This is a genomic window from Streptomyces yongxingensis (assembly GCF_055597465.1).
Genome location: NZ_CM145717.1, coordinates 1,644,065 through 1,670,341, shown reverse-complemented (window position 1 = coordinate 1,670,341; position 26,277 = coordinate 1,644,065). Strand labels below are relative to the sequence as shown.

General features: G+C 72.2%; 17 protein-coding genes. 16 read left to right on the top strand and 1 reads right to left on the bottom strand.

Annotated features, from left to right (window positions below; genetic code table 11):
- Nucleotides 1–18: 18 nt before the first annotated feature.
- The 12 genes from ACZ6TD_RS06670 to ccrA all read left to right on the top strand — a co-directional run bounded on the left by ACZ6TD_RS06670 (nt 19) and on the right by ccrA (nt 17,659).
- Nucleotides 19–6,288, top strand: a complete 6,270-nt coding sequence (locus ACZ6TD_RS06670; RefSeq protein ID WP_471351566.1) for a type I polyketide synthase — start codon at nt 19–21, stop codon at nt 6,286–6,288.
- Between the two features lie 59 nt (nt 6,289–6,347).
- A complete protein-coding gene (locus ACZ6TD_RS06665) occupies nt 6,348–7,133 on the top strand; it encodes a thioesterase II family protein (protein ID WP_471351564.1) in 786 nt (261 codons plus the stop codon).
- Nucleotides 7,134–7,168: 35 nt separating this feature from the next.
- A complete protein-coding gene (locus ACZ6TD_RS06660) occupies nt 7,169–8,401 on the top strand; it encodes an activator-dependent family glycosyltransferase (protein ID WP_471351562.1) in 1,233 nt (410 codons plus the stop codon).
- Nucleotides 8,398–8,988 carry a dTDP-4-dehydrorhamnose 3,5-epimerase family protein gene (locus tag ACZ6TD_RS06655; RefSeq protein WP_471351561.1) on the top strand — a complete coding sequence of 197 codons (591 nt, stop codon included), beginning with the start codon at nt 8,398–8,400 and terminating at the stop codon, nt 8,986–8,988. The genes ACZ6TD_RS06660 and ACZ6TD_RS06655 overlap by 4 nt, the downstream gene beginning before the upstream one ends.
- 163 nt (nt 8,989–9,151) lie before the next feature.
- Entirely contained in the window at nt 9,152–10,066 is a 915-nt protein-coding gene (locus ACZ6TD_RS06650) for an ABC transporter ATP-binding protein (RefSeq protein WP_471351559.1), read from the top strand.
- Nucleotides 10,067–10,088: 22 nt separating this feature from the next.
- Nucleotides 10,089–10,826: an ABC transporter permease gene (locus ACZ6TD_RS06645; RefSeq protein ID WP_037962594.1), complete on the top strand. Its 738-nt coding sequence runs from the start codon at nt 10,089–10,091 to the stop codon at nt 10,824–10,826.
- A gap of 1 nt (nt 10,827) precedes the next feature.
- Nucleotides 10,828–12,090: a sensor histidine kinase gene (locus ACZ6TD_RS06640; protein ID WP_471351558.1), complete on the top strand. Its 1,263-nt coding sequence runs from the start codon at nt 10,828–10,830 to the stop codon at nt 12,088–12,090.
- Nucleotides 12,087–12,758, top strand: a complete 672-nt coding sequence (locus ACZ6TD_RS06635) for a response regulator (RefSeq protein WP_471351556.1) — start codon at nt 12,087–12,089, stop codon at nt 12,756–12,758. The genes ACZ6TD_RS06640 and ACZ6TD_RS06635 overlap by 4 nt, the downstream gene beginning before the upstream one ends.
- Nucleotides 12,759–12,850: 92 nt before the next feature.
- Nucleotides 12,851–13,816: an NAD-dependent epimerase/dehydratase family protein gene (locus ACZ6TD_RS06630; RefSeq protein WP_471351554.1), complete on the top strand. Its 966-nt coding sequence runs from the start codon at nt 12,851–12,853 to the stop codon at nt 13,814–13,816.
- Nucleotides 13,816–14,802 carry an aldo/keto reductase gene (locus ACZ6TD_RS06625; protein WP_471351552.1) on the top strand — a complete coding sequence of 329 codons (987 nt, stop codon included), beginning with the start codon at nt 13,816–13,818 and terminating at the stop codon, nt 14,800–14,802. The genes ACZ6TD_RS06630 and ACZ6TD_RS06625 overlap by 1 nt, the downstream gene beginning before the upstream one ends.
- Nucleotides 14,796–16,205: an NDP-hexose 2,3-dehydratase family protein gene (locus ACZ6TD_RS06620; protein ID WP_471351551.1), complete on the top strand. Its 1,410-nt coding sequence runs from the start codon at nt 14,796–14,798 to the stop codon at nt 16,203–16,205. The genes ACZ6TD_RS06625 and ACZ6TD_RS06620 overlap by 7 nt, the downstream gene beginning before the upstream one ends.
- Nucleotides 16,206–16,318: 113 nt before the next feature.
- Nucleotides 16,319–17,659 carry a crotonyl-CoA carboxylase/reductase gene (gene ccrA, locus ACZ6TD_RS06615; RefSeq protein ID WP_471351549.1) on the top strand — a complete coding sequence of 447 codons (1,341 nt, stop codon included), beginning with the start codon at nt 16,319–16,321 and terminating at the stop codon, nt 17,657–17,659.
- Between the two features lie 85 nt (nt 17,660–17,744).
- On the opposite strand, the gene ACZ6TD_RS06610 is transcribed toward ccrA, so the two are convergent.
- The gene (locus tag ACZ6TD_RS06610) at nt 17,745–20,465 is read right to left on the bottom strand and encodes a peroxidase family protein (RefSeq protein ID WP_471351548.1); all 2,721 of its coding nucleotides are present in this window, start codon (nt 20,463–20,465) and stop codon (nt 17,745–17,747) included.
- Between the two features lie 157 nt (nt 20,466–20,622).
- On the opposite strand from ACZ6TD_RS06610, the gene ACZ6TD_RS06605 reads away from it, so the two are divergent.
- The 4 genes from ACZ6TD_RS06605 (at nt 20,623) to ACZ6TD_RS06590 (ending at nt 26,261) form a co-directional block, all read left to right on the top strand.
- Nucleotides 20,623–21,489 (top strand): Fpg/Nei family DNA glycosylase, encoded by an 867-nt coding sequence (locus ACZ6TD_RS06605; protein ID WP_471351546.1) that lies wholly within the window; start codon nt 20,623–20,625, stop codon nt 21,487–21,489.
- Between the two features lie 140 nt (nt 21,490–21,629).
- The gene (locus tag ACZ6TD_RS06600) at nt 21,630–22,841 is read left to right on the top strand and encodes an FAD-dependent monooxygenase (RefSeq protein ID WP_471351545.1); all 1,212 of its coding nucleotides are present in this window, start codon (nt 21,630–21,632) and stop codon (nt 22,839–22,841) included.
- Between the two features lie 231 nt (nt 22,842–23,072).
- Nucleotides 23,073–24,398 carry an NAD(P)/FAD-dependent oxidoreductase gene (locus ACZ6TD_RS06595; RefSeq protein WP_471351543.1) on the top strand — a complete coding sequence of 442 codons (1,326 nt, stop codon included), beginning with the start codon at nt 23,073–23,075 and terminating at the stop codon, nt 24,396–24,398.
- 27 nt (nt 24,399–24,425) lie between these two features.
- Nucleotides 24,426–26,261, top strand: coding sequence for a transketolase (locus ACZ6TD_RS06590; RefSeq protein ID WP_471351542.1), 1,836 nt, complete (start codon nt 24,426–24,428; stop codon nt 26,259–26,261).
- Nucleotides 26,262–26,277: the final 16 nt, after the last annotated feature.

Here is a 26,277-nt window from a genome sequence, read left to right as displayed (position 1 = left end):
AGAGATGGGCGGTAAACGGTGAGCGAGGCAAAGCTCCGCGACTACCTCAAGCGAGTGACCACGGATCTGCACCGCACTCGCCAGCGCCTCCAGGAGGCCGAGGCAAAGGACCACGAGCCCATCGCCATCGTGGGGATGGCCTGCCGCTACCCCGGTGGCGTGGCCTCGCCGGAGGACCTGTGGGAGCTGGTGGCGAACGGCCGTGACGCGGTCACCGAGTTCCCCGCCGACCGGGGCTGGGACCTGGAGGCCCTCTACGACCCGGACCCGGACAAGCCGGGGACGAGCTATGCGCGCGAAGGCGGCTTCGTCACCGACGCCGACCACTTCGACCCCGCGTTCTTCGGCATCTCCCCGCGCGAGGCCCTCGCCATGGACCCACAGCAGCGGCTGCTGCTGGAGACCGCGTGGGAGGCCATGGAGCGCGCCGGGGTCGACCCGGCCACGCTGCGCGGCAGCCGCACCGGCGTCTTCGCGGGGGTGATGTACCAGGACTACGCGACCCGGCTGCGCCAGGTGCCCGACGATGTCGAGGGGTACGTGGGCAGCGGTGGCTCCGGCAGCATCGCCTCCGGCCGGATCGCCTACACCTTCGGCCTCGAAGGGCCCGCGGTCACCGTGGACACCGCCTGCTCGTCCTCGCTGGTGGCCCTGCACCTCGCCGCGCAGGCGCTGCGCCGGCGGGAGTGCTCCCTGGCCCTGGTCGGCGGGTCGATGGTGATGTCGACACCGGTGGCCTTCGTGGACTTCAGCCGCCAGCGCGGGCTCGCCTCCGACGGCCGCTGCAAGGCGTTCGCCGCGTCCGCCGACGGCACCGGCTGGGGCGAGGGCGTGGGCATGCTGCTCGTGGAGCGGCTGTCGGACGCGCGGCGCAACGGACACCAGGTACTCGCGGTCGTCACGGGCTCCGCCATCAACCAGGACGGCGCCAGCAGCGGGCTCACCGCTCCCAACGGCCCCTCCCAGCAGCGCGTCATCCGGCAGGCGCTGGCCGACGCCGGGCTGACCCCGGCCGATGTGGACGCGGTCGAGGCGCACGGCACCGGCACCCCGCTCGGCGACCCCATCGAGGCGGGCGCGCTGCTGGCCACCTACGGCCAGGACCGCCCCGAGGACCGGCCGCTGTGGCTCGGCTCGCTGAAGTCCAACATCGGCCACACCCAGGCCGCCGCGGGCGTCGGCGGAGTCATCAAGACGGTGCTGGCGCTGCGCCACGGCGTCCTGCCCAAGACCCTGCACGCCGAGGAGCCGACGCCCAACGTGGACTGGGAGTCGGGCGCGGTACGGCTGCTGGCCGAGGCCCGGCCGTGGCCCGAGCCGGAGGCGACACGGCCGCGCCGTGCCGCGGTGTCCGCCTTCGGCTTCAGCGGCACCAACGCCCATGTGATCCTGGAGCAGGCCCCCGCCGAGGAGACCGCGGAGGAGGCCGCCGACGAGACACCCGCCGACGAGCCAGCCGCGGACACCGCGCCCGCCGCCGTGTCGTCCGCCCTGGTGCCGTGGCCGCTGTCGGGGCGGACCGAGGAGGCCCTGCGGGCCCAGGCCGCGCGGCTGCGGTCCTACGTGGCGGGCGCGCCCGAGCCGTCCCCCGTGGACATCGGCTACTCGCTGGCGGTCACCCGCTCCGCCTTCGCCCACCGCGCGGTGGTCGTGGGCTCGAGCCGGGCCGAACTGCTCGGCGAGCTAGGCCAGTTGGCCTCCGGCGTCACCCCCGGCGCGGTGGCAGGTGCGGGCAGGACGGCGTTCCTGTTCACCGGGCAGGGCGCACAGCGGCTCGGCATGGGACGCGCCCTGCACACCGCCTTCCCGGTCTTCGCCGCCGCGTTCGACACCGTCTGTGCCGAGCTCGACCGCCACCTGGACGGCCATGTCGGGCACCCGGTGCGCGACGTGGTCTTCGGCGAGGACGCCGAGCTGCTCGACCGGACCCTCTACACCCAGACCGGCCTCTTCGCCGTCGAGGTGGCGCTGTACCGGCTGCTGGAGTCCTGGGGCGTGACCGCGGACTTCCTGGTCGGCCACTCGGTGGGCGAGCTGGCGGCCGCCCATGTGGCGGGCGTGTTCTCGCTGGAGGACGCGTGTGCGCTGGTCGCGGCCCGGGGCCGGCTGATGGACGCGCTGCCCGCCGGAGGCGCGATGGTCTCGCTGCAGACCGCCGAGGCCGAGGTACTGCCCCATCTGGAGGGCGAGGAAGACCAGGTGTCCTTGGGCGCGGTCAACGGCCCGGCGGCCACGGTGATCTCCGGCGAGGAGAAGGCCGTCCTGCGGATCGCGGACGCGGTCGGCGTCAAGAGCAAGCGGCTGCGGATCGGCGTCGCCTCCCACTCGCCGCTGATGGACCCCGTGCTGGAGGAGTTCGCCAAGGTCGCCGGTGAGCTGACCTACACCACCCCCCGGATCGCGGTGGTGTCCAATGTGACCGGCGAGGCGGTGGCCGAGGAGCTGTGCTCGCCCGAGTACTGGGTGCGCCATGTGCGGCAGCCGGTGCGGTTCCAGGACGGGATGCGGTTCCTCGAGGACCAGGGCGTGACCCGCTATGTGGAGGTCGGCCCGTCCGGTGTGCTGTCCGTGATGGGGCAGGAGTGCGTCGCCGACCCCGACGCCGCCGCGTTCGTCCCGCTGCTGCGCAAGGACCGCGACGAGGCCGAGTCGCTGCTGGCGGGTGTGGGCCGGGTGCACGCCCACGGTGGCGCGGTGGACTGGGAGCAGGTGTTCGCGGGCCGTGGCGCCCGCCGGGTGGAGCTGCCCACGTACGCCTTCCAGCGGCAGCGCTACTGGCTGGACGGCCCGGACCGGGCGGGCGATGTGACCTCGGCGGGGCTGGGCCCGGCCGGGCATCCGCTGCTGGGCGCCGCCGTCGAACTCGCCGACACCGACGGCCTGGTGCTCACCGGGCGGCTGTCTTTGGCCGCCCAGCCCTGGCTGGCCGACCACGCCGTCTCCGGCACGGTCCTCTTCCCCGGCACCGCGTTCCTCGAGCTCGCGATCCAGGCCGGTGACCAGGTCGGCTGCGACCAGGTCGAGGAGCTGACCCTCCAGGCGCCGCTGATCCTCCCCGCCCGTGGCGCGCTCACCCTCCGGGTGACCGTCGGCGAATCCGACGAGAGCGGACGGCGCCCGCTGAACGTCCACTCCCGCCCCGAGGGCGCCGGGTTCGGCGAGCCGTGGACCCCGCACGCCACCGGCACGCTCGCCACCGCCACTCCGGACGCCCCCGCGGAGCTGACCGCATGGCCCCCGGCGGACGCCACCGAACTCGACGTCAGCGACATGTACGAGCGGTACGCGGCGGGTGGCTTCGGCTACGGCCCGGCCTTCCGGGGCCTGCGCGCCGCCTGGCTGCGCGGTGACGAGGTGTTCGCCGAAGTGCGGCTGGCCCAGGAGCAGCGGTCGGCCGCCGCCGGGTACGGGATCCACCCGGCCCTGCTCGACGCCTCCCTGCACGGCATCGCGCTCGGCACCCTCTTCGCCGGGGAGAACCCCGAGACGGCCCAGGGACGGCTGCCGTTCTCCTGGACCGGGGTGTCGCTGCACGCCGCGGGGGCCGACGAGGTGCGGGTGCGGATCTCCCCGGCCGGGGAGGACACCGTGGCCCTCGCGGTGGCCGACCCCACCGGCCGCCCGGTGGCCACCATCGAGGGCCTGCGCTTGCGCAAGATGACCGGCGATCAGCTCAGCGGCGCCCGCGCCGCGAGCAGCGAGTCGCTGTTCCAGCTCGACTGGCCCGCGCTCACCAGCCCCGATCAGCCCACCCCGCTGACCCGGGCCGCGCTGGTCGGCGACGACGGGCTGGAGGTCACCGAGAGCCTCTTCGCGGCCGGGGTCCACCTGGAGTCGTATGTGGACCTGGAGTCGCTGGGCGCGGCCGTCGACGCCGGTACGGCCGCCCCCGCGGCGGTCCTGGTGTCCTGCGCCACCGGGCCCGGCGCACCGGCCGACGCGGTACGGGACTCCCTGCGCACCGCCCTGGAGCTGGCCCAGAACTGGTCGGCCGATGAGCGGTTCGCCGACTCCCGGCTGGTGTTCGTCACCCGTGGCGCGGTGGCCACCGCGCCCGGCGCGGAGGTCACCGATCTGCCGGGCGCCGCCGTCTGGGGCCTGGTGCGCTCGGCGCAGTCGGAGAACCCCGACCGGTTCACCCTCGTCGACCTCGACGAGCACGAGGAGTCCGTACGGGCCCTCCCGGCGGTCCTCCCCTCCGGGGAGCCGCAGCTCGCGCTGCGCGCCGGACAGGCACACACCCCGCGGCTCGCCCGCGCCCAGGGCGCCACCGGCGCCGCACGTGCGCTGGACCCCGGGGGCACCGTGCTGATCACCGGCGCCACCGGTACGCTCGGCGGGCTGCTCGCCCGCCACTTGGTGACCCGCCACGGCGTCCGCCATCTGCTGCTGACCAGCCGCCGGGGACCGGCCGCCGAGGGGGCCGGGCGGCTGCGCGACGAACTGACCGCGCTCGGCGCGACCGTGACCGTGGCCGCGTGCGACACCGCCGACCGCGACGCCGTGACCGCCCTGGTGGCCCAGGTGCCCGCCGACCACCCGCTCACCGGGGTGTTCCACACCGCCGGGGTGCTGGACGACGGGGTGATCTCCTCGCTCACCCCCGAGCGGCTGGACACGGTGCTGCGGCCCAAGGTCGACGCCGCGCTCCACCTCCACGAGGCCACCCGGGAGCTGGACCTGGCCGCGTTCGTGCTGTTCTCCTCGGCCGCCGGTGTGCTCGGCGGCGCGGGCCAGGGCAACTACGCGGCCGCCAACGGCTTCCTCGACGCCTTCGCCCAGGCCCGCCGGGCCCAGGGGCTGCCCGCCCACTCCCTCGCCTGGGGGCTGTGGGCGCGGACCAGCGCGATGACCGGTACGGCGGACACGGCCGGGGCCGCCCGCTCGGGCGTGGCCGCGCTCTCCTCCGAACAGGGCATGGAACTGCTCGACACCGCCCTCGCCCTGGACACCCCGCTGCTGATCCCGATGCGGATCGACCTCGCGGCGCTGCGCGCGGGCGCCGGATCCGGCTCGGTGCCGCTGCTGCTGCGCGGGCTGGTGCGGACACCGGCGCGCCGGGCGGGCGCGACCACCCGCGGTGGCTCGCCGGGCGGCGGCTCCGCGCTGCGGGAACGGCTCGCCGCGCTGTCCGAGCCCGAACAGGACGCCGTGCTGGTGGAGTTGGTGTGCACGCAGGTGGCCACCGTGCTCGGCCACCCGGACCCGTCCGCCATCGGCCCGGCCCATGAGTTCGTGGACTCCGGCTTCGACTCGCTCACCGCGGTCGAGCTGCGCAACCGGCTGAACGCGGCCACCGGGCTCAGGCTGCCCGCCACGCTCGTCTTCGACCACGAGACGCCCACCGATCTGGCCGCCCGGCTCCGCTCAGAACTGGCCGCGGCCCGGCAGTCGGGCCCGTCCGAGCGGACGCCTCAGGGCGCGGCGCCCGCCGCGGCGGGGGAGTCCACCACGCTGAGCACGCTGTACACCGAGGCGTTCGAGACCGGGAAGTGGAAGGAAATCTTCGATCTGCTGCACGCCACGGCGGCGCTGCGGCCCCGGTTCAGCGCCACCTCCGACCTGGAGAAGCTGCCGATGCCGGTCCGGCTCAGCAAGGGCCCGGCCGAGCAGCACATGTTCTGCTTCTCCTCGTGCCTGGCGGTCGCGGGCATCCACCAGTACGCGCGGTTCGCGGCCTCGCTGCGGGGCCGGCGCGATGTGTCGGCGCTCGCGCTGCCGGGCTTCGGCCGCGGTGAGCCCCTCCCGGAGACGGCGGACGCGGTGGTGGCCGCCCAGGCCGAGGCGGTGGCGAAGGCCGCCGACGGGCAGCCCATCGTGCTCCTGGGCTCCTCGGCGGGCGGCTGGTTCGCCCACGCGGCGGCGGGACACCTGGAGCGGATGGGCATCCGGCCGACCGCGGTGGTGCTGGTGGACACCTACGTGCCCAAGAGCAGCATCCTCAACCAGTTCGGGCTCTCGCTCATGGACGGGATGACCGAGCGCGAGGGCGTGTTCGTCACCATGGACGACGCCCGGCTGTCGGCCATGGGCTGGTATCTCAACCTCTTCGGCAGTTGGGACCCCGAGCCGATCGAGACCCCCACCCTCCTGGTGCGCGCGCTGGAACCGCTGTCCACCGGATCGTTGAAGCTGGAGGAACTGCCCGACTGGCGGTCCTTCTGGGAGCTGCCGCACGACATCGTCGATGTGCGCGGCAACCACTTCACCATGATGGAGGACCACTCCCTCCCCACCGCCCAGGCCATCGAGGACTGGCTGGAGCGACTGCCGCACGACGGCGCCTGACCTAAGCCCGGACACCCCGCTTCAGGCGCCCTCCCCGCATCAGATAAGGAACGACGACCATGCCGTTGCCCGTCACCGATGAGAGCCTGTGGTTCCGTAGGTTCCATCCGCGCCCGGAGGCCGAGGTCAGCCTGGTCTGCCTGCCGCACGCGGGAGGAGCCGCCAGCTTCTACTTCCCGATCTCCGAGCTGCTGCCGCCGACCGTGGAGGCGCTGGCCGTCCAGTACCCGGGGCGCCAGGACCGCCGCCATGACGCGCCCATCGAGGACATCCACGAGATGGCGCGCGAGATCTACGAGGCGCTGAAGCCGCTCACGGCACACCGGCCGATCGCGCTGTTCGGCCACAGCATGGGCGCGAGCGTCGGGTTCGAGCTGGCCAGACTGCTCGAAGGGGAGCTGGGGACCGTGCCCGTGGCGCTCTTCGCCTCGGGCCGACCCGCGCCCTCACACCACCGCAGCCTGGGCATCCACCGGCGCGACGACGCCGGGCTCATCGCCGAGCTCCAGCTCGTCAGCGGGACCGACTCCCGGATCCTCGGCGACACCGAACTGCTGCGGCTGGCCCTGCCCGCCATCCGCAGCGACTACAAGGCGGCCGAGACCTACGCATACCGGCCCGGCGCCCGGCTGGCCTGCGACATCGTGGGGCTCACCGGCGACAGCGACATCCGCGTCACCGCCCGGGACGTGGCGGGCTGGCGGGAGCACACCTCGGGCTCCTTCCGGCTGGAGGTCTTCTCCGGCGGCCACTTCTACCTGGGTGAGCAGAAGGCAGCGGTGGCCGGAGTCATCACGGACACCCTGCGGGCGGCCACCGCCCGCACCCGACGACCCATCGACTGAGAGAGAAACCGACGATGCGTATCCTTTTCGCGACGGTGTCCGAGAAATCGCACCTGTTCACCATGGTCCCGCTCGCCTGGTCGCTGGCCGCGGCCGGCCATGAGGTGCATGTCGCCAGCAACCCCGCGCTGACCGAGTCCATCAAGAGCACCGGTCTGACGGCCGTCTCCGTCGGCAAGGACCACAATCTCCACGAGATGCTGACGCAGAACCGCGAGTCGCTGGAGAACCCGCTCTCCGACTGGTCCACCCCCGAACTCGATCAGCACTCCTGGGAACAGGTGCTGATGAAGTTCAAGATCAGCGTGATGTTCGCGTACCAGACCTACAACGACTGCATGGTGCACGAGCTGGTGGACTACGCCCGCCACTTCCAGCCCGACCTGGTCATCTGGGACCCGGTCACCTACGCGGGCCCGGTGGCCGCCCGGGTGGTGGGCGCCGCCCACGCCCGGCTGCTGTGGTGCATCGACATCTACGCGAAGATGCGCGAGGTGTTCCTGGCCCGCCTCGCCGAGCAGCCCGAGGAGCGCCGCGAGGACCCGATGGCCGACTGGCTCGGTGGCATCCTCGCCCGCTACGACCGCACCTTCGACGAGGAGGTCGTGGTCGGCCAGTGGACCATCGACCAGATCCCCACCAGCCTCCAGCTCCCGCTGTCGGTCCAGCGGGTCCCGGTCCGCTATCTGCCCTACAACGGCCCGTCCGACATCCCGGACTGGCTGCGCGAGACCCCCCAGCGGCCGCGGGTCGTGCTGACCTCCGGGGTCTCCGCGCGGGCCGCCCTGGGCGGCACCTTCATGCCGGTGGCCGACATGATCGACACCCTGGGGAGCATGGACATCGACGTGGTGGCCGCACTGCCGCCCGAGGAGGTCGAGGCGCTGGAGGAGGTCCCCGCCAACACCCGCATCGTCGACTTCGTTCCGCTGCACGCCCTGCTGCCCGGCGCCTCGGTCCTCATCCACCACGGCGGATTCGGCTCCTGGGGCACCGCACTGGCGAGCGGCGTACCGCAGTTCATCCCCACCATCCGCTACGCCGACTGGTGGAACAAGGGGACCAGCCTGCACGAGGCCGGTGCCGGACTCGCCGTCCACGCTTCGGAGTTGACCGCCGAGGTGCTGCGGGAGAGCGTCGAACGGCTGCTGAAGGACGCGTCGTACAAGGAGGCCGCCGAGCGGCTGCGCGAGGAGAACCTGCGCACCCCCACCCCGCACGATGTGGTGCCGGTGCTGGAGAAGCTCACCGCGGAGCACGGCCGATGAAGGTGCGCGAGCTGGCGGTGTCCGGCGCCTACGAGTTCAGCCCGGACGTCCACCGCGACGAGCGCGGCGCGTTCGTCGCCCACTACACCGCATCGGCCTTCTCCGCGGCCGTCGGCCATCCGCTGCGCCTGGGCCAGAACCACCACAGCGTCTCCCGGCGCGGCACCGTCCGCGGGGTGCACTACGCGGACGTACCCCCGGGCCAGGCCAAGATGGTGACCTGCGTCAGCGGCGAACTCCTCGATGTGGTGGTGGACGTGCGGGTGGGCTCGCCCACCTTCGGCCGCTGGGACAGCGTGCGTCTTGACCCCGCCTCGTACCGGGCGGTGTATCTGGAGGAGGGCCTCGGCCACGCCTTCATCGCGCTGCGTGACGACACCGTGGCCGCCTACCTCAACTCGGAGGAGTACAACCCGGGCGCCGAACACGAGATCGACCCCTTCGACCGCGCGCTCGGCCTGCCCTGGCCCAAGGACCTGGAGTACCTGGTCTCCGAACGCGACCGGAACGCCCCCGGGCTGGCCGAGGCCGAACGGGCCGGTCTGCTGCCGTCCTACGAGGTCTGCCGGGCGCTGCACCCCCGGTGACCCGGCCCGGCGTACCCCCATCCACCGATCGGTTGATGCGGCCGATCGGCCGGTCGGTGGAGGGAGGATCAGCCCGGTGGGCAGCCGATGGGCCGATCCCCCGGGGATATCCGCTTCCTACGGTGGAAGAGTGAAGGAACAAAAGCGAGGAGGACCCGGGCCGATGCCGCTGATCGAGGTCAGTAACCTGCGCAAGGAATACCGCAATCACGTGGCGGTACAGGACGTGTCCTTCTCCGTGGAGGAGGGCGAGATCTTCGGCATCCTCGGCCCCAACGGCGCGGGCAAGACCACCGCCGTGGAGTGCATCGAAGGCATGCGCAAACGCGACGGCGGCGAGATCTCCGTGATGGGTCTTGACCCGTTGAAGGACAAGGACCTCGCCGAGCTGCGCGAGTCCATCGGCATCCAGCTCCAGCAGAGCGAACTGCCCCCCAAGATGAAGGTGTGGGAGGCGCTGGAGCTCTACAGCACCTTCTACCGCGACCCCGTCGACTGGCGCGAGCTCATCAAGGACTGGGGCCTGTCCGGCAAGGCCGACACGGCCTACGGATCGCTGTCCGGCGGCCAGCAGCAGCGGCTGTCCATCGCGCTCGCCCTCGTCGGCAAGCCCAGGATCGCCGTCTTCGACGAGCTGACCACCGCGCTCGACCCGCACGCCCGGCGCGAGACCTGGAAGCTGATCGAGAAGGTGCGGGAGCAGGACGTGACCGTGCTGCTGGTCACCCACTTCATGGAGGAGGCCGAGCGGCTCTGCGACCGGATCGCCATCATCGAATCCGGCCGGGTCGTCGCTCTCGACACCCCCTCCGGACTGGTGTCCCGGGTCGATGAGCAGCAGATCATCCGCTTCAAGCCGTCCGTCCCGATGGACGACGAACTGCTCACCTCGCTCCCCGAGGTGAGCAGTGTGACCCGGTCCAAGTCCCAGGTGACGGTGGTCGGCAAGGGCAATGTCGTCTACGCCGTGATCTCCGTCCTGGCCCGCAACCAGATCGTGGCGAACGAACTCCGCCTGGAGCAGGCGAGTCTCGATGACGCCTTCGTCGCCCTGACCGGCTCCAAGCCCGCCACCTAAAGCCGCCGAGGAGACTTCTGCCATGTCCGGGCGCACCAAGCTCACCTACGTCGAGAGCAAGCTGTTCCTGCGCGATCCCACCGCGGTGTTCTTCGTCATCGCGCTGCCGATCATGCTGCTGGCCATCTTCCACTTCGTCACCACCAAGTCCGACGACGACGCCGCCACCAAGGCGTCGATGGCCGCGTTCGTCCCCGCGATGGCCATGTCGCTGTGTCTGACGATGCTGGCCCTCAACCTGCTGCCCACGACCCTCGCGACCTACCGGGAGAAGGGCATCCTGCGGCGCATGGCCGCGAGCCCCATCCACCCGGGGAACCTGCTGCTCGCCCAGCTCTTCATCAACCTGGTCACCGCGGCGGTCTCCGCGGTGCTGGTGCTCATCGTCGGCAAGACCGCCTTCGACACCAAACTCCCCGGTGACGTCCCCGCCTTCCTGGTGAGCTTCGTCCTGGGCACCTGGGCGCTGTTCTCCATCGGCCTGGTGATCGCGGCCGTGGCGCCGAGCAGCAAGTCGGCCACCGCGATGGGCCTGTCCCTGCTCTTCCCCAGCCTCTTCTTCGGCGGCGCGTTCCTCCCCAAGGAGGACCTGCCGGAGACGGTGTCCACCATCGGCGACTACACCCCGCTGGGCGCCGCGCTCCAGGCGCTGCGCGACTCCTGGGAGAACCAGTGGCCGCAGACGCTGCACCTGACCGTCCTCGGAGTGATCGCGGTGGCCGCCACCGCGGCCGCGGCCAAGCTGTTCCGCTGGGAGTGAGGTGAGCGCGTCCAAGGACGACGGCGGACGGTGGGAGCGGCACTCCGACATCCTGTTCGGAGGGCTGCCCTACCTTCTGCTGTTTCTGTCCACGGCCCTGAGCGTGGTCCACGGCCCGCCACCGGCCCGGCGGCTGCTCACCACGCTCGGCCTCGCGGCCGTGGCCGCCGTCTGGATCCTGGGCACCTACACCCTCCCCACCGGCCGTCGCAGCAGACAGCCGTACGGCACGGCGCGCACGGCCGTCTACTTCGCCGGGCTGCTCGCCCTCTCCGCCGCGCTGATGGCGCGGGACCAGGTGTTCATGCTCTTCGCCGCCACCGGGTTCCTCCAGACGCTGGTGCTGCTGCCGACCGTCTGGGCGGTGGTGTCCGTGGCGGCCACCTCGTTCGTCGTCAACACCGTGCCGGACGGCTTCCCTCGGCCCGCGACCGGCGCGGTGGTCGGCTACATCGCCGCCATCGTCTTCCAGACCGTGGTGATCGGCTGGATCAACCTGCTGTCGAGCCGGCTCAACGAACAGCATCAGCGGCGCAAACGCACCGTGGCCGAACTCCGCTCCGCGCTCACCGAGAACGCCGGACTCCACGCACAGCTGATCACCCAGGCGCGCGAGGCCGGGGTGCTCGACGAGCGCCAGCGGATGGCGGGGGAGATCCACGACACCCTCGCCCAGGGACTGGCCGGCATCATCCGGCAGCTCGAAGCCGCCGAACACGCCGAAGGCGACCGCGAGGTGTGGCGCCGCCATCTCATGGCGGCCAAGGACCTGGCCCGGGACAGCCTGGCCGAGGCGCGCCGTTCGGTCCAGGCGCTCCGCCCCGAGCAACTGGAGTCCCGGACCCTGCCGGACGCCCTGGAGTCGCTGGTCGAGGGCTGGTCACAGGCGCGGGGGCCGAAGGTCGCGTTCGCGACGACCGGGACCGCCATCCCGCTCCACGCCGAACTGGAGGCCACGCTCTACCGGGTGGCGCAGGAGGCCCTCGCCAACATCGCCAAGCACGCCCGGGCGTCGAAGGTGGGCATCACCCTGTCGTACATGGAGGACGTGGTGGTCCTCGACGTCCTCGACGACGGCGTCGGATTCGACCCCGCGGCCGCGGACGCCGAGGCCGGGACCTCCGGCGGCCATGGCCTGGGGCTGTTGGCGATGCGGCGCCGACTGGGCCGGGTCGCCGGTACGTTGGACATCGAAAGCGCCCGTGGCGAGGGCACCGCCATCAGCGCGGCCGTCCCCGTGATCCCCCAGGAAGCCGGTGCATGAGCGGAAACACCCCCAGCGGAAACACCTCCGGCGGCGACACCCCCAGCCCCATCCGCATCCTCATCGTCGACGACCACCCGGTGGTCCGCGACGGGCTGCGCGGGGTGCTGGAGCGGGACCCCGACTTCACGGTGATCGGCGAGGCCGGTGACGGTGCCGAGGCCGTGGAGCTGTACGAGCGGCAGCCGGCCGATGTGGTCCTGATGGATCTGCGCATGCCCCGGATGGGCGGCGTCGAGGCCATCAAACGGCTGCTGCGCGGCGACCCGGAAGCCCGGATCCTGGTGCTGACCACCTATGACACCGACAGCGACGTCATGGGCGCCCTGGCCGCCGGGGCGACCGGCTATCTCCTCAAGGACACCCCGCGCGAGGAGCTGACGCGCGCCGTGCGGTCCGCCTCCTCGGGCCAGTCCGTCCTCTCCCCCGCGGTCACCGGACGCGTTCTCGGTCAGGTCCGCAAACCCACCCAGGGCCCGCTGAGCGACCGTGAACTCCAAGTGCTCCGGCTTATCGCGGACGGGGCCACGAATCGACAGGCCGCGACGGCATTGTTCATCAGCCAGGCGACCGTGAAGACGCATCTTCTGCATGTCTACGAGAAACTCGGGGTGAAGGATCGCGCGGCAGCGGTCAGCGAGGCTCATAAACGACATCTATTCGAATGACATCGCAGGTCGGGGCCGTGATAGGGGTGGCCGATAGGGGTGGACGAGGGTAGGGGTTGTTCCGCTCGAAGCGGCGCCAATACGGTGGCGATATGGGCCACATCCGAGATCGGCAGGCCGTTGTCATCGGCGGCACCGGATTCATCGGGCGACATATCTGCAGAGCTCTCGCCAAGCGCGGATATGAAGTCCTGGCAATGGCGAGAAAACCCGCAGAACCCATTCCCGGAGTCGCATTTCTGGCACGTGACGCGGTATCCGCGCCGGTCGAGGACATCGTCCGGGCCGCACAGTCCGCCGATCTCGTCGTCAACGCCGCGGGCGACAGCTGGGAGGGCGACGAGGCGAGCATGACGGCCTCGCACATCCCGCTCGTCGACCGGCTGGTGGACGCCGTGGCGGCCCTCCCCAGGCGGCCGCGCCTGGTCCATCTGGGCTCGGTGCACGAGTACGGCCCCGTCCCCGACGGCACGGCCATCGCCGAGGACCACCCCACCGCCCCCCGTACCCCCTACGCCCGCACCAAGCTCGTCGGCAGCCGGATCGTCCTGGGCGCCGCGGACGCGGGCCGCATCGACGGCTGCGTCCTGCGCGTCACCAACGTCTGCGGACCGGGCACCCCCCGGGGCAGCTTCCTCGGCGGGCTCGCCCACCGGCTGCGCCACACCACCGAGGACGCTCCGCTGGCCGTCACCCTCGTCGACGACCGGCGCGACTTCATCGACGTCCGCGATGTCGCCGAGGCCGTGGTGCTGGCCGCGAGCAGCCCGGTGACCGGCCGGGTGGTCAACATCGGGCAGGGCGACGCCTTCAGCATGCGCGAACTGGCCTGGCTGCTGATCTCCGCCTCCCAGGTCCCCGCCCATCTGGTGCGCGAGGAGAGCGGCACCGTGCACAGCAAGGGCGGCGGCTGGACCCAGGCCGACATCCGCCTCGCCGGGCGGCTCATGGGCTGGTCCCCGAAGGTGGCCCTCAAGGAATCCCTCCACGACCTGTGGGCCGCCTCCGCCACCCCGAGCCGACCGGCTGCCGTGTCGGCCCGTACCGAAGGACAGTGATGCAGTACACCTATCTCGGCCGCACCGCCCTCAAAGTGAGCAGACTGTGCCTGGGCACCTTGAACCTCGGGGTCAGGGCGAGCGACGAGGAGAGCCACGCGATCCTGGACACCGCCCTGGACCGCGGGGTCAACTTCATCGACACCGCCAACCAGTACGGCTGGCAGAAGCACAAGGGCTACACCGAGGAGTTCCTCGGCGGCTGGTTCGCGCGAGGCGGCGGCCGGCGCGAGAAGGTCGTGCTGGGCACCAAGGTCTGCAACCCGATGACCGACTGGCCCAATGACTCGGGGCTGTCCGCCCGGCACATCATCGCCTCCTGCGAGGACTCGCTGCGCCGGATGGGCACCGACTGGATCGACCTGTTCCAGATGCACCACATCGACCGCCACGCCCCCTGGGAGGAGGTGTGGCAGGCGATGGAGACGCTGACCCGGCAGGGCAAGGTGCGCTACGTCGGCTCGTCCAACTTCGCCGGCTGGCACATCGCCGAGGCCCAGGAGGCCGCGGCCCGCCGCCACTTCCTCGGCATCGTCTCCGAGCAGAGCGTGTACAACCTCGTCACCCGCCATGTCGAACTGGAGCTGATCCCCGCGGCCCAGCGGTACGGCGTCGGGGTGCTCGCCTGGTCGCCGCTGCACGGCGGGCTGCTCAGCGGGGCGCTGCGCAAGCTGGCCGAGGGCACCGCGATGAAGACCGCCCAGGGCCGGGCCGCCCAGGCGCTGGAGGTCCACCGGGACGCCGTCGCCGCGTACGAGAAGCTGTGCGACGGGCTCGGCGCCGACCCGGCCGAGGTGGGTCTTGCCTGGGTGATGGGACGCCCCGGCGTCACCGCGCCGGTCATCGGGCCGCGCAGCCTGGACCAGCTGACAGGCGCCTTCAAGGCCATGGAGCTGACGCTGTCCGACGAGGTGCTGGCCGAACTGGACCGGCTGTTCCCGCCGATCGGCAACGGCGGCCCCGGACCGGAGGCGTGGGCGTGGTGAGCACGCTCCAGGAGCGGCTGGTCCGCTCCGCAGCCACCGTCGACAGCTCGGTGACCCTGCTCGCCGACTTCCAGCGCTGGTTCCGCGAGCGCGTCGACGCCGACGAGTCCCGGATCGAGATCATCCCGTTCGAGGCGATGCGCGGCTGGGACTTCGCGCCGGACACCCACAACCTCGTCCATGAGACCGGCCGGTTCTTCACCGTCGAGGGCATCCGGGTGCGGATGCCCGGGGCGCCGGTGGAGGAGTGGCGCCAGCCGATCCTCCACCAGCCGGAGATCGGCATCCTCGGCATCCTGGTCAAGGACTTCGACGGCGTACCGCACTTCCTGATGCAGGCCAAGATGGAGCCGGGCAACCACGGCGGGCTCCAGCTGTCGCCCACCGTCCAGGCCACCCGCAGCAACTACACCCGGGTGCACAGGGGCCGGGCCGTGCCGTATCTGGAGTACTTCCAGCGGATGGAGCGGCACCGGGTGCTCGCCGACGTCCGCCAGTCGGAGCAGGGAAGCTGGTTCTTCCACAAGCGCAACCGCAACATGCTGGTCGAGGTGGCACCGGAGACGGACGTCGAGGTGCGCGACGGCTTCCGCTGGCTGACGCTGGGCCAGCTGCACCATCTGCTGGCCGTGGAGGACCTGGTGAACATGGACGCGCGCAGCGTCCTGGCCTGTCTGCCGTACTCCCCGCTGGACCCGGAGGAGACCTTCCCGGCCGCCGGATCACACGGGACCGCGGAGCCGGAACGGCAGGGGCGGCACCCCCTCCACCGCGACGCCGACATCCTGAGCTGGATCACCGGACTGCGCACCGAGCGCGAGGTGTTCACCGAGCGGATACCGCTGCGGGAGACCACCGGCTGGCACCGCAACGCCCACCGCATCTCCCATGAGAGCGGGCGCTTCTTCAGCGTGATGGCCGTGGACGTGACGGCGGGTGGCCGTGAGGTGGGCGGCTGGACCCAGCCCATGATCGAGCCCCATGGACCGGGCGTGGCGGCCTTTCTGCTGGCCTACGCCGACAAGGTGCCGCATGTGCTGGTGCAGGCCCGCGCCGAACCCGGCTACACGGACGTGGTGGAGCTGGCCCCCACCGTGCAGTGCACCCCGCGCAACTACACCCATCTGCCCGAGGGGGCCACCCCGCCGTTCCTCAAGGAGGTGGTGGAGGCACCGGCCGACCGGGTGCGGTTCGACACCGTGCTCTCCGAGGAGGGCGGCCGCTTCTTCCACGCCTTCAACCGCTATCTCGTCGTGGAGACGGAGCTGAGCGCCGTCCCCGAGGAGCCGCCGCACTACCGCTGGATGGCCGTGCGTCAGTTGCTCGACCTGATGCGCCACAGCCATTACGTCAACGTCGAGGCCCGCACGCTCATCGCCTGTCTGCACTCCCTGGCCGTATAGGGGGGCGCCTAGGGGGCGCGACCTGGGCGGAGCTAGGGGTTATTCGGATCGTGGCCGCTGCCATAGCCTCCGGGACACACAGGTGCCCGGAGCGGTACATCGGAGGACATGTCATGCAGGACATCATCAGCGCCGTGCTGGCAGAGGATGCGGTGGCCGCGGACTTCGCCGCCTTGGACCTCCCCGAGTCCTATCGGGGCGCGGTGATCCTCAAAGAGGAATCCGAGATGTTCGAGGGCATGGCCACCAAGGACAAGGACCCCCAGAAGTCGCTCCACATCCGCGAGGTGCCCACCCCCGAACCGGGACCGGGCGAGGCGGTGATCGCCGTCATGGCCAGCGCGATCAACTACAACACCGTCTGGAGCGCCATCTTCGAGCCACTGCCGACCTTCGGCTTCCTGGAGCGCTACGCACGCACCGACGACCCCGGAGCCGCCCGCCACGACCAGCCCTATCACGTGCTCGGCTCCGACCTGGCCGGTGTGGTGCTGCGCACCGGGCCGGGGGTACGCCACTGGAAGCCGGGTGACCGGGTGGTGGCCCACTGTCTGTCCATCGAACTGCGCTCACCGGACGGCCACGACGACTCCATGCTCGACCCCGAGCAGCGCATCTGGGGCTTCGAGACCAACTACGGTGGGCTCGCCGAGCTCTCGCTGGTCAAGGCCAACCAGCTGATGCCGATGCCCGCCCACCTCACCTGGGAGGAGGCCGCGTCCTCCGGCCTGGTCAACTCCACCGCGTACCGGCAGCTCGTCTCCCGCAACGGCGCCCAGATGAAACAGGGCGATGTGACCCTCGTCTGGGGCGCGGCCGGTGGCCTCGGCTCGTACGCGACCCAGCTGGCCGTCAACGGCGGGGCGATCCCGGTGTGCGTGGTCTCCGGGCGGCGCAAGGCCGAACTCGTCCGCTCCATGGGGGCCGAGCTGGTCATCGACCGGGCCGAGGAGGGCTATCGCTTCTGGAAGGACGCGACCACGCCCGACCCCAGGGAGTGGAAGCGCTTCGGGTCCCGGATCCGCGAACTGACCGGCGGCGACGACCCGGACATCGTCGTGGAGCACCCCGGCCGGGAGACCTTCGGCGCCAGTGTGTACGTGGCGCGGCGCGGCGGAACGGTCGTCACCTGCGCCTCGACGTCCGGCTACCGCCATGAGTACGACAACCGCTATCTGTGGATGGCGCTCAAGCGGATCATCGGCACCCACTTCGCCAACTACCGGGAGGCATGGGCGGCCAACCGGCTGATCGAGAAAGGGATGGTGCACCCCACGCTCTCCAAGGTCCATCCGCTCGAGGCGGTCGGCACGGCCACCCAGGACGTCCACCGCAACCGCCACTCCGGGAAGGTCGGCGTGCTGTGCCTGGCCCCGGAGGAGGGGCTGGGGGTGCGCGATCCGGAGCTGCGCGAGCGCCATCTGCCGGCCATCAACCGCTTCCGGCAGGGCTGAACCGGTTCAACGGCGCGGCACCCAGCCCGCGGTTCATGGCCGCGGCCAACGGGCGTGCGGCGCTCCGAAAGCTCGGGTGCGGCGGTCAGGACGGGGACGGCGCCACCGGCCGCCAGGGCGCGAACGGACTCGCCCCGCGCGGCAGCACCCCGGCCAGCTCCGGGCAGTGCCGCAGGATCACCGAGGTCATGCTGGACTTCGCCACCCAGTCCAGCCCCAGCCGGGTATACACCTCGGGCCGGAAGTCCACGGTCAGGAGGCGGTCGTCCTGGATCCGCCGGGTGGCCATGAGCAGCAGCACACGGAACGCCGTCTCACTGAAGCCCCACCCCTCGGGCGGGTTCTCCGCGTAGAGCCCCACCACGGTGTCGATCTGGTTGACCGAGCCGTAGACCGCTTCGAGCCGGGCGACCGTGTCCGGATCGGGGGACAGCTCCTCGAAGGAGCGGATCCGGGGGGTGCCCAGCCGGGCCCGGAAGTCGTTGTACCGCGGCACGCCCCGCCGCCGGGCCCGTGCCAGCTCCACCACCGGCAGATCCACGATCTCGCCGTCCCGCTCGAGATGCCGCAGTGCGCGCGGGTGGTTGTTGAGGGTGATCGCGCCCGGATGGGCGATGCCGAAGGAGTACAGGGTGTCGGCGAGCCCCGTCTTGCGCATCACCGCCTCGGCCGCGGGGCCCCGCACCTCGTCGAAGCCGAGCGCCCGCGTCCGCCGCCCGAAGCGGTGGTCGCACAGCTCGACGTCGTCCGGGACCAGCGGATGCGACCGGTAGACCGTCATGAACTCCTCGGCGAGCGCGAACGGCATCCCGGGATGGTCCGGTACGCCACGGGGGAGGCCCGTGGACGCGCTCGCCTCGAACAGCCACAGGCCGAGCCGCGACAGCCAATGGGCGGGCGGGCCCTGCCAGTTGGTCTTCGCGCCGATGTCGCTCATCTCGGTGGCGAGGATCGCCGGGATCCACTCCACCGTATGGATCTTGGCGATGAGCGCGGAGACCACCAGCCGGGCCGTGTGGCGCGCCGACTCCTCGCTCATCGACGGATGGGTACGGCGCAGCGCCTCGCGGACCGCGTCGTGCTCCCGGGCGAAGAGCGTGTGCATCGCGCTGGGCCCCAGCCACCAGGTGTCGGTGGGGCCGATCGGCGGCACCCCGCCCGGCCCCAGCGGCAGATGGCCGTCCTCCAGGCGCATACCGGCACCGCCGTACAGCCGCGAGCCGTCCCACCGGTGGCGGGCGCCGTCCACCCAGTCGGGGCACTGGAAGTGGAGCCAGGCGGCGGACAGGACATTGAGCGAGGTGGCGGGCTGGAAGCGCTCCCGGTGCAGGAGCTGTCCGGCGACCGTGGCGGGGTGGGGCACATGGATCAGATCGGGCCGGTGGAGCGGTGAGGGATGACGGCCGGCGGCGGACCCGGCCATGCCCCACCGCGCCGCCGATGGACGGGCGGGGGCAGGGCGCTGCGGTGCCTCGGGTGCGTCGTCCCCCTCGACGAGGCCGAGCCGGCGCAGCGTCCGGCCCAGCGCGGCCGGGTTGAGCAGCCCCAGCGGGGCCGGTAGCCGATGCCAGGGCACACAGCGGTCGACCAGGTCGACGGCCGCCCGCACCGGCAGGTCGAAGGCGGCGCGCACCGGGACGGGCAGCGGCGTGGTGGGCCGCTGCTCGGCGGTGGGGAAGCGCAGGCCGAGCCGGTGCGCCGCGGCGGCCTCGTACGCGGCCTTGCGGGCCCGGTTGAGATTGCCGAGCGGACGGAACTCCTCGGTGGTGTGCCAGGGGTTGAACGCCAGTTGCTCGACCCGGCGGGCCGCGGACCGGGCCCGGGCGCCGTCCAGGTCCTGGCACGGCACGGTGAGCACCGCGACCGGGACGACCGGCGCGTCGCTCTCCCGCCACTCCACCGAGCCGTCCTCGACCGGGGTGCGGCGGTCGTCCAGATAGCGCTGTACGCACAGCTCGAAGGCGATGTCGCCGGTGGACAGTCGCATCGCCAGCTCCCGGTGGAGATAGTCGGGGTCGCCGCCGTCGGGCGGGGGAGCGGGGGTGCCGCCGGGCGCCGGACGCAGTTGGTAGCGCACCGGACCGGCCGGGCCCCACAGGATCGCGCCCCGGCTCCAGAAGGTCTCGCGGGCCAGCGAGCCCACCGTGTGGCGGGTGGCGATCCGCACGTTGCGGCGCATTCGGTCGGCGGTGGTCCAGCCGACGGCCAGCGGCAGCCGGACGAAGAGCCCGAACGCCTTCTCCACGGTGCTCCCCGCCCCCGCCGTGGCCTTGGCGAAGGCGACGAACTCGTGCGCGGAGGCGGCATGGGACACCGGGAAGCCGGTGGCCAGCAGATCGTGGGTCTCCTCAGGACCGGCCTGGACCCGCACCGCCAGCCGGCGCAGATCGGGCGTGGCGGCGTACCCCTCGGAGCCGCTCGCGCTGGACAGCCGCACCACGGCCGGGTACTCGGCGCCCGGCCGGGCGTATCCCACGCACAGCTCCGGCGGAAGGTCGTCACGGAACCGCAGCCGGGCGTTCTCCACACCCAGCACCGCCTCGCCGCGGAAGGCGCGCAGCGGCCGCGGGGCGCCCGAGCCGTCCGTGCCGTCGGAGTACCGCTGCATCCGCATCAGCTCGTGCGTCAGCTTCTGGAAGCGCAGCCGCTCGGCCTCGGGGCTGCCGCCCTCGTACGCCTCATAGCCCTCGTACGCCTCATAGCCCTCGTACGCCGCGCCTGCCGTCCCGCCCGCCACCTCGTGCCGTGCCGCCTCGCCCCCGCGCGCCGCCTCGCTGCGTACGGACTGCTGTCCGGTGTCGACCATGGGGAACGCTCCGTACGGGGCAGGCAGGGACGATAGGAAACAAATGAGACGCTAAGGGAGGGTGTGCGGGGCCGCAGCCCGGAGCGGTGCGCCGGGGGGAATCGGTCACCCGGGCCGCCCCGGGTGGTTCCGCTCCGGCCTGCGGCACACTGGTGGCATGCCGGAGCTGCCCGAGGTGGAGGCCCTCACCGCGATCCTGGCCGAGCGCGCCGCCGGCCGGGAGATCGCCCGCGTCCTCCCCGTGGCGGTGAGCGTCCTGAAGACCTACGACCCGCCGCTGAGCGCGCTCGAAGGCCGGACCGTCACGGCGGCGGCCCGCCACGGCAAGTTCCTCGACCTGGCCACCGACGGCCCCCATCTGGTGGTCCACCTCGCCAAGGCGGGCTGGCTGCGCTGGCGGGATGGGCTCCCCGAGGCCCCGCCCCGGCCCGGCAAGGGCCCGCTCGCGCTGCGGCTGCTCCTGGCCGGTCCGGAGCGCTCCGGCTTCGACCTCACCGAGGCCGGGACGCGCAAGGGGCTCGCGGTGTACGTGGTCCGCGACCCGCGGGAAGTCCCGGGGATCGCCCGGCTGGGCCCGGACCCGCTGGACGACTCCTTCACCCTGGAGGCGTTCGCCGGGCTGCTGCGCGGCGTACGCCACCGGATCAAGGGGGTGCTGCGCGACCAGAGCGTCATCGCCGGGATCGGCAACGCCTACTCCGACGAGATCCTGCACGCCGCCCGGATGTCGCCGTACCGGCTCGCCTCGGACCTCACCGAAGCGGAGATCGCCGGGGTGTACGAGGCGATGGGCGCCACGCTGCGCTCCGCCGTCGAGCGCTCCCGCGGCCTGGCCGCCACCGACCTCAAGGGGGAGAAGCGCGGCGGCATGCGGGTGCACGGCCGCACCGGGCAGCCGTGCCCGGTGTGCGGGGACACCGTCCGCGAGGTGTCCTTCCGCGACTCCTCGCTGCAGTACTGCCCCACCTGCCAGACCGGCGGCAAGCCGCTCGCCGACCGGCGGCTGTCCCGGCTGCTCAAGTAGCGTACCCGCCGGGTTCCGCCCCAAATGCCGCCCGGCGCCCGTTAGTTGAAGTCCCGCTCTTGACCCGGGGAGCTCCGGGCCGCCATATGGTGCTGTCGCAATCCCACGACACGACACCCCACGCCACGTCACGGAGCACCATGACCACAGCCCTGATCATCGGTGGCGGCATCGCCGGCACGGTGACCGCGATGGCCCTGCGGAAAGCCGGCATCGACGCGGTCGTCTACGAGACGTACTCCACGGACGCCGTCGACGCCGGTGCGTTCCTCGTCGTCGCCGCCAACGGCCTGGAGGCACTGCGCACCATCGACGCCCATGAACCCGTGCTGAAGAACTCCTTCCCGGCCGGCCGCGTCGACTTCATCAGCAACACGGGCAAGCGGCTCGGCAACCGCCCCATGTCCGGATCGCAGGACGGTGGCCTCGGCTCCGTGACACTCAAGCGCGCCACTCTCGCCCGGGTGCTGCGCGAGGAGGCGGTGCGCCGCGGAGTGCGCGTCGAGGGCGGCAAGCGGCTGCTCGCCGCCCACACCAGCCCCGACGGCCGGATCGTCGGCTCCTTCGCCGACGGCGGCCGCGCCGTGGGCGATGTGCTGATCGGTGCCGACGGCATCCACTCGCTCGTCCGCAGGACCATCGACGCGGGCGCGCCCCGGCCCCGCTACACCGGACAGCACACCGTCTGCGGCTACACCCGCGACGCCGACTCGCCCCCGGCCCCCGACGCCTACACGATGATCTTCGGCAAGCAGGCGTTCTTCGGCTGCACCACCGCCCCGGACGGCGAGGTCTGGTGGTTCTGCAACGCCCCGGCCGAGGAGATGTCCAAGGCCGAGCTCGCCGCCGTCACCTCCGAGCAGTGGCGGGAGCGGCTGCTGACGCTCTTCGCCGAGGACAACACCCCCGCCGCCGACCTGGTCCGCGCCACCGGCGACACCATCGTGGCCACCGCCGCCTACGACATCGTCTCCACCCCCACCTGGTCCGAGGAGGCCATGGTCATCGTCGGCGACGCCGCGCACGCCTGCGCGCCCAACGCCGCACAGGGCGCCTCGATGGCCATCGAGGACGGTGTCGTGCTCGCCAAATGCCTACGCGATCTGCGCACGCCCCAGTCGGCCTTCGCCGCGTACGAGGCGCTGCGCCGGGAGCGGGTCGAGAAGGTCGCCGCGGCCAGCGCGGGCATGGCCCGCCGCACGGCACCGGGGCCCGTGGCACGCGCCCTCCGCGATGTCACCATGCCGCGCAAGCTGGACCGGGCGGGCGACGGCTCCTCGGACTGGCTGACCGGCTACCGCATCGACTGGGACGAGCGGATCGACGCGCAGACGGCCCGCCGACGCCGCTGACGTCCGCGCGCCTCTGGCGTCCGCGCGCCTCTGGCGTCCGCGCGCCGCTGACGCACCCGTGCCCCTGACGTACGCGAGCCCCCTGACGCGCCCCGGCCCCGCCCCCAGGACCGCGACCCGGGACCGCCCCCGGAGCACGGCCCCGGGGGCGGGGCCGACCGGGCCCCACGTTTGGTCCGGGCTCTCACGGGCACTTGGAGCTCCCTGGCCCCGTATGCCCGGGAGATTCGCGTGAGCCCAGTACGCATAGTGATCGTCGGTGCCGGATTCGCCGGTTATCAGGCCGCCCGCACGCTCTCCCGCCGTCTGCGCGGCGCGGCGGACATCGTCCTGATCAATCCCAACGACTACTTCCTGTATCTGCCCCTGCTGCCCCAAGTGTCGGCCGGGGTGCTGGAGCCCCGGCGTGTCTCGGTCTCCCTCACCGGCACCCTGCCGCACGTCCGGCTGGTGCTGGGCGAGGTCCACGGCGTCGACCTGGACGCCCGCAAGATCTCCTGGCGGGACCCGGACGGACGGCCCGGCGAGATGGACTACGACCGGCTCGTCCTCTCCGTGGGCAGCGTCAACAAGCTGCTGCCGATCCCCGGTGTGGCCGAGCACGCCCACGGCTTCCGCGGCATGCCCGAGGCGCTCTACCTGCGCGACCACATCACCCGGCAGATAGAGATGGCCGACACTGCCACCGACCCCCGGGAACGGGAGGCCCGCCGCACCTTCGTGGTGGTCGGCGCCGGCTACACCGGCACCGAGGTGGCCGCCCACGGGGTGCGCTTCACCGACTCGCTCGCGCGGAAGAACACCTCGCTGCGCGACGCGCCACGGCCCCGCTGGATGCTGCTCGACATCGCCCCCCGGGTCCTCCCCGAGCTGGACAAGAAGCTGTCCCGCACGGCCGACCGGGTACTGCGCAAACGGGGTGTCGAGGTCCGCACCGGCACCACGGTCAAGGAGGCCACCTCGGAGGGCGTGCTGCTGGACGACGGCGAGTGCGTCGACACCCGGTCGCTGATCTGGTGCGTCGGGGTGCGCCCCGACCCGCTGGTGGAGCAGCTCGGGCTGCCGACCGAACGCGGCCGGCTGCGGGTCGACCAGTATCTGGCCGTACCCGGCTATCCGGACGTGCTGGCCTGCGGGGACGCCGCCGCGGTGCCCGATCTGACCCGGCCGGGCCAGTTCACTCCGATGACCGCGCAGCACGCCCAGCGGCAGGGGAAGGTCGCGGGCCACAACGTGCTGGCCTCCCTCGGGCGCGGCACCGCCAAGCCGTACAAACACCACGACCTCGGGTTCACCGTCGACCTCGGCGGGGCGCAGGCCGCCGCGGACCCGCTGCACATCCCGCTGTCCGGGCCGATCGCCAACGCGGTCACCCGCGGCTACCACCTGATGGCGATGCCGGGGAACCGGGTCCGGGTCGCCGCCGACTGGCTGCTCGACGCGGTGCTGCCACGCCAGGGGGTGCAGCTCGGGATGATCCCGCCGTGGGCGGTGCCGCTGGACACCGAGTCGCCCGAGGTCGCGCAGACGGCGCGGGCGCGGCCGGGCGGCGGCTGACCGCCGGCGAAACCTGGAAGGAGAACAATGCGACACGAACAGCTCAGCGAGCTCGGGCAGCAGCTCCGTGTGGACTCGGTGCGTGCCGCCGCGGCCGCCGGGTCCGGCCATCCCACGTCGTCGATGTCGGCGGCGGACCTGATGGCCGTCCTGATGGGAAACCATCTGCGCTATGACTTCGAGCAGCCCGACCACCCGGGCAATGACCACCTGATCTTCTCCAAGGGCCATGCCTCCCCGCTGCTCTACTCGGTGTACAAGGCGGCCGGGGCCCTCCGCGACGAGGAGTTCATCACCTTCCGCAAGCGCGGCAGCAGGCTGGAGGGCCACCCCACCCCCCGGCTGCCGTGGGTGGACGTGGCCACCGGATCGCTCGGGCAGGGCCTGCCGTACGGCGTGGGCATGGCGCTGAGCGGCAAGCGGCTGGACCATGTGCCCTACCGCGTCTGGGTGCTGTGCGGCGACAGCGAGATGGCCGAGGGGTCGATGTGGGAGGCGTTCGAGCACGCGGGCTACGAGCGGCTGGACAACCTCACCGCCATCATCGATGTGAACCGGCTCGGCCAGCGCGGGCCCACCCGCCACGAATGGGACCTGGACGCCTACGCCCGGCGCATCCGCGCCTTCGACTGGCACACCGTCGAGATCGACGGCCATGACATCGAGGCCATCGACCGCGCCTACGGCGAGGCGCTGTCCACCGTGGGCCGCCCCACCGCCATCATCGCCCGCACCATGAAGGGACGTGGCGTGGCCTCGGTGGAGAACCGCGAGGGCATGCACGGCAAGCCGCTGAAGAACGCGGACGAGGCCATCGAAGAGCTCGGCGGCGTACGCAACATGGCCGTACCGGTGCTCGGTCCGCCCTCGGTGACCCCCACCCGGCCCCCGTCCGAGGGCCCGCCGACGCTGCCGCGCTACAACACCGGCGAATCGGTCCCCACGCGTGACGCGTTCGGCGAGGCGCTGGCCGCCGTGGGCACCGCCCGCGGCGATGTGGTGGCGCTCGACGGCGAGGTCGGCGACTCCACCCGCCTGGAGTACTTCCACAAGGAGCACCCCGAGCGGTACTTCGAGTTCTTCATCGCCGAGCAGCAGTTGGTGGCCGCGGCCGTCGGCATGCAGACCCGCGGCTGGAACCCGTACGTCTCCACCTTCGCGGCCTTCTTCACCCGGGCCTACGACTTCGTCCGGATGGCCTCCATCAGCGACGCCGACCTCAACCTCATCGGCTCCCACGCCGGGGTGGCCATCGGTGAGGACGGCCCCTCGCAGATGGGCCTGGAGGACCTGGCCGCCATGCGGGCGGTGCACGGCAGCACGGTGCTCTACCCGTGCGACGCCAACCAGACCGCCCAGCTGACGGCGGCCATGGCGGAGGAGTCCGGCATCCGCTATCTGCGCACCACCCGCGGCGGAACGCCGGTCATCTACCCGCCCACCGAGAGCTTCCCCATCGGCGGCTCCAAGGTCGTGCGCGCCACCGATGACGACCGGGTCACCCTGATCGGCGCGGGGGTCACCCTGCACGAGGCCGTCGAGGCCGCCGACCGGCTCGCCCAGGAGGGCATCCCGGCCCGCGTCATCGACCTGTACTCGCTCAAGCCGGTGGACGCCGAGACGCTGCGCACCGCCGCCGAGGTGACGGGACGGCTGATCACCGTGGAGGACCACCACCCCGAGGGCGGACTGGGCGACGCGGTGCTCGAGGCGTTCGGCGACGGCCGTCCGGTGCCCCGGATGATCCGGCTCGCGGTGCGCATGATGCCGGCCTCCTCGACCCCCGCCCAGCAGCTCGGCGACGCGGGAATCGACGCGGACGCGATCGTCACGGCCGCGCGGCAACTGGTCGGCAAGGGCTGAGACCAGGGCCGGAAAC

Bases quoted from the DNA above. Each gene is read 5' to 3' on its own strand.
- ACZ6TD_RS06650 (WP_471351559.1), top strand. From the start codon at position 9,152: ATGCCGCTGATCGAGGTCAGTAACCTGCGCAAGGAATACCGCAATCAC.
- ACZ6TD_RS06665 (WP_471351564.1), top strand. From the start codon at position 6,348: ATGCCGTTGCCCGTCACCGATGAGAGCCTGTGGTTCCGTAGGTTCCAT.
- ACZ6TD_RS06635 (WP_471351556.1), top strand. From the start codon at position 12,087: ATGAGCGGAAACACCCCCAGCGGAAACACCTCCGGCGGCGACACCCCC.
- ACZ6TD_RS06645 (WP_037962594.1), top strand. From the start codon at position 10,089: ATGTCCGGGCGCACCAAGCTCACCTACGTCGAGAGCAAGCTGTTCCTG.
- ACZ6TD_RS06655 (WP_471351561.1), top strand. From the start codon at position 8,398: ATGAAGGTGCGCGAGCTGGCGGTGTCCGGCGCCTACGAGTTCAGCCCG.
- ACZ6TD_RS06625 (WP_471351552.1), top strand. From the start codon at position 13,816: ATGCAGTACACCTATCTCGGCCGCACCGCCCTCAAAGTGAGCAGACTG.
- ACZ6TD_RS06605 (WP_471351546.1), top strand. From the start codon at position 20,623: ATGCCGGAGCTGCCCGAGGTGGAGGCCCTCACCGCGATCCTGGCCGAG.
- ACZ6TD_RS06590 (WP_471351542.1), top strand. From the start codon at position 24,426: ATGCGACACGAACAGCTCAGCGAGCTCGGGCAGCAGCTCCGTGTGGAC.
- ACZ6TD_RS06630 (WP_471351554.1), top strand. From the start codon at position 12,851: ATGGGCCACATCCGAGATCGGCAGGCCGTTGTCATCGGCGGCACCGGA.
- ACZ6TD_RS06610 (WP_471351548.1), bottom strand. From the start codon at position 20,465: ATGGTCGACACCGGACAGCAGTCCGTACGCAGCGAGGCGGCGCGCGGG.
- ACZ6TD_RS06600 (WP_471351545.1), top strand. From the start codon at position 21,630: ATGACCACAGCCCTGATCATCGGTGGCGGCATCGCCGGCACGGTGACC.
- ccrA (WP_471351549.1), top strand. From the start codon at position 16,319: ATGCAGGACATCATCAGCGCCGTGCTGGCAGAGGATGCGGTGGCCGCG.